Below are 2,424 nucleotides of genomic sequence, written 5' to 3'. Positions count from 1 at the left end.
GGGGTTTCGGCACGTGGTGGCACCGGGTCCGGGTGGCGGACTGCGGCGGGAGTCCCCTGTGGCCTGAAAAACGGGGGCTACCCCCGGTGCCTTGCATCCAGGAGGCCCGTTGCCTTTCAGGCCCGGGGGGCCGGGTCTTTCAGGCCCGGAGGGGCCTGATCTTCAGGGGCGCGGGCACGGCGCGAGAAGCCCCACGCACCCGCACCCGCACCCCCACCCGCACCCGCACCCGCACCCGCACCAGACCACCTACCACGCCACCCACCACGCACCCCACCTGCTGAGACCTACGCCGTACCCATGTGGTCCAGCCGCCGCAGGATCACACCCTCCCGAAGCGCCCAGGGACAGATCTCCAGCGTCTCCACCTGGAACAGATCCATGCCGGCCTCCGCCACCAACGCACCCGCGAGGAGCTGGTTGGCCCGCCCCTCCGACACGCCGGGCAGGGCGGCCCGCTGGGCGGTGGTCATGCCGGCGAGCTTGGGGACCCAGGACTCCAACGCCTCACGCTTGAGGTCGCGCTGGACGTAGAGCCCCTCGGCGGAACGGGCGGCGCCGCCGATACGGGCGAGCTGCTTGAAGGTCTTGGACGTGGCGACGACATGGTCGGGGGCCCCGAAGCGGCTGAACTCCCCGACCGTACGGGCGATCTGGGCCCGGACGTGGCGGCGCAGCGCCCGGATGTCGTCGGGGGTGGGCGGGTCGCCGGGGAGCCAGCCGGCGGTGAGGCGGCCGGCGCCGAGCGGCAGCGAGGCGGCCGCGTCGGGCTCCTCGTTTATGCCGTAGGCGATCTCCAGGGAGCCGCCGCCGATGTCGAGGACGAGCAGCTTGCCCGCCGACCAGCCGAACCACCGGCGTACGGCGAGGAAGGTCAGCCGGGCCTCCTCGGCGCCGGTGAGGACCTGGAGTTCCACGCCGGTCTCGTCCTTGACGCGGGTGAGGACCTCGTCGGCGTTGCTGGCCTCCCGCACGGCCGACGTGGCGAACGGGAGCAGTTCCTCGACGCCCTTGTCCTCGGCGGCCTGGAGCGCCTCGTGAACGACGGCTATGAGTTTGTCGACCCCTTCGGGGCCGATGGCCCCGGCCTCGTCGAGGAGTTGGGCAAGGCGCAGCTCAACCTTGTGCGAGTGCGCGGGCAGGGGGCGCGCGCCCGGGTGTGCGTCCACCACCAGCAGATGCACCGTGTTCGATCCCACGTCGAGGACACCGAGTCTCATGTACGGAACGCTACTGCCAGCGGAGGCGTGCGCCGTCCTCGATGCGGCTTCGGGCGCCGTACCCTGGACGGGTGCCAAAGACGAAAAAGGCAAAGGCCGACAAGTCGGCAGCGGGAGCGGCGTCGGGGACGGCTGCGGCCGGCGGCTCTTCGCGGGCGAAGGCGGCGACCAGGCCCCCGAAGTCGACCAAGGGCTCGGCGGAGTCCACCGCGCCGGACGAGAAAGGGCTCGATTTCGCGCGCGCGTGGGTGGAGTTCCCTGATCCGGCGGACGACGAGCAGGTCTTCCGCTGCGATCTGACATGGCTGACCTCTCGCTGGAACTGCGTCTTCGGCAGCGGCTGCCAGGGCATCCAGGCGGGCCGCGCGGCCGACGGGTGCTGCACCCTGGGTGCCCACTTCTCGGACGAGGACGACGAGAAGCGCGTCGCCGAACATGTGGCGAGGCTCACTCCGGAGATCTGGCAGTTCCACGATGTGGGCACGGAGACGGGCTGGGTCTCGAAGGACGAGGACGGCGACCGTCAGACCCGCCCGTACAAGGGGTCGTGCATCTTCCAGAACCGACCGGGTTTCGCCGGTGGCGCGGGCTGCTCGCTGCACATCCTCGCGCTCCAGGAGGGCCGCGAGCCGCTGGAGACGAAGCCGGACGTCTGCTGGCAGTTGCCGATCCGCCGCACGTACGACTGGATCGACCGGCCCGACGACACGCGGGTGCTCCAGGTGTCGATCGGCGAGTACGACCGTCGCGGCTGGGGCCCCGGCGGTCACGACCTGCACTGGTGGTGCACCTCGGCGACGTCGGCGCACGGCGCGGGCGACCCGGTGTACGTCTCGTACCGCCCGGAGTTGATCGAGCTGATGGGCAAGGAGGGGTACGACCGTCTGGTCGAACTGTGCGAACAGCGACTGGCGTCCCGCCTGCCCCTGGTGGCACCGCACCCGGCGGACCCGACGAGTCCGACGAGTCCCGCGGGACGGTGAGCGGGGGGCGGTAAGCCGACAGGCGGGCGGTGGTCGGTGGGCGGGTCGGTGCTTCGACGGGCGGTCGGCCACCGCTCCCTCGGGCGCCCCGCCCGCAACCGCCTCCTCCGGCGGGCCGTCGGACGAGCCGTCGGACAGCCTCCCCTGGCGCGGTGAACAGACGTCCCGCCCCTCCTCCGCGCTCCCTCCCTGGCGCCCTGGTTCCCTCACTCCTCATCCCC

The 2,424-nt window shown here is 71.9% G+C and carries 2 protein-coding genes; one reads left to right on the top strand and one right to left on the bottom strand.

Annotated elements, in window-relative coordinates:
* Nucleotides 1–287 precede the first annotated feature (287 nt).
* Nucleotides 288–1,220, bottom strand: a complete 933-nt coding sequence (locus P1P70_RS43450) for a Ppx/GppA phosphatase family protein (RefSeq protein WP_319247857.1) — start codon at nucleotides 1,218–1,220, stop codon at nucleotides 288–290.
* A 71-nt stretch (nucleotides 1,221–1,291) separates the two neighbouring features.
* Here P1P70_RS43450 and P1P70_RS43445 point away from each other — a divergent pair, with 71 nt between their 5' ends.
* Complete coding sequence (locus tag P1P70_RS43445) at nucleotides 1,292–2,203, top strand: hypothetical protein (RefSeq protein WP_319247855.1); 912 nt, start codon at nucleotides 1,292–1,294, stop codon at nucleotides 2,201–2,203.
* The last annotated feature ends 221 nt before the right edge of the window (nucleotides 2,204–2,424 follow it).

Origin of the sequence: Streptomyces sp. MB09-02B, assembly GCF_033794485.1 — a bacterium.
Lineage (GTDB): Bacteria > Actinomycetota > Actinomycetes > Streptomycetales > Streptomycetaceae > Streptomyces.
Note: the sequence above shows the minus strand (reverse complement) of the source record. Positions and strands in the feature narration are given on the sequence as shown.

Excerpts from the sequence above, each read along its gene's own strand:
- P1P70_RS43450 (WP_319247857.1), bottom strand. The coding sequence starts at position 1,220 with ATGAGACTCGGTGTCCTCGACGTGGGATCGAACACGGTGCATCTGCTG.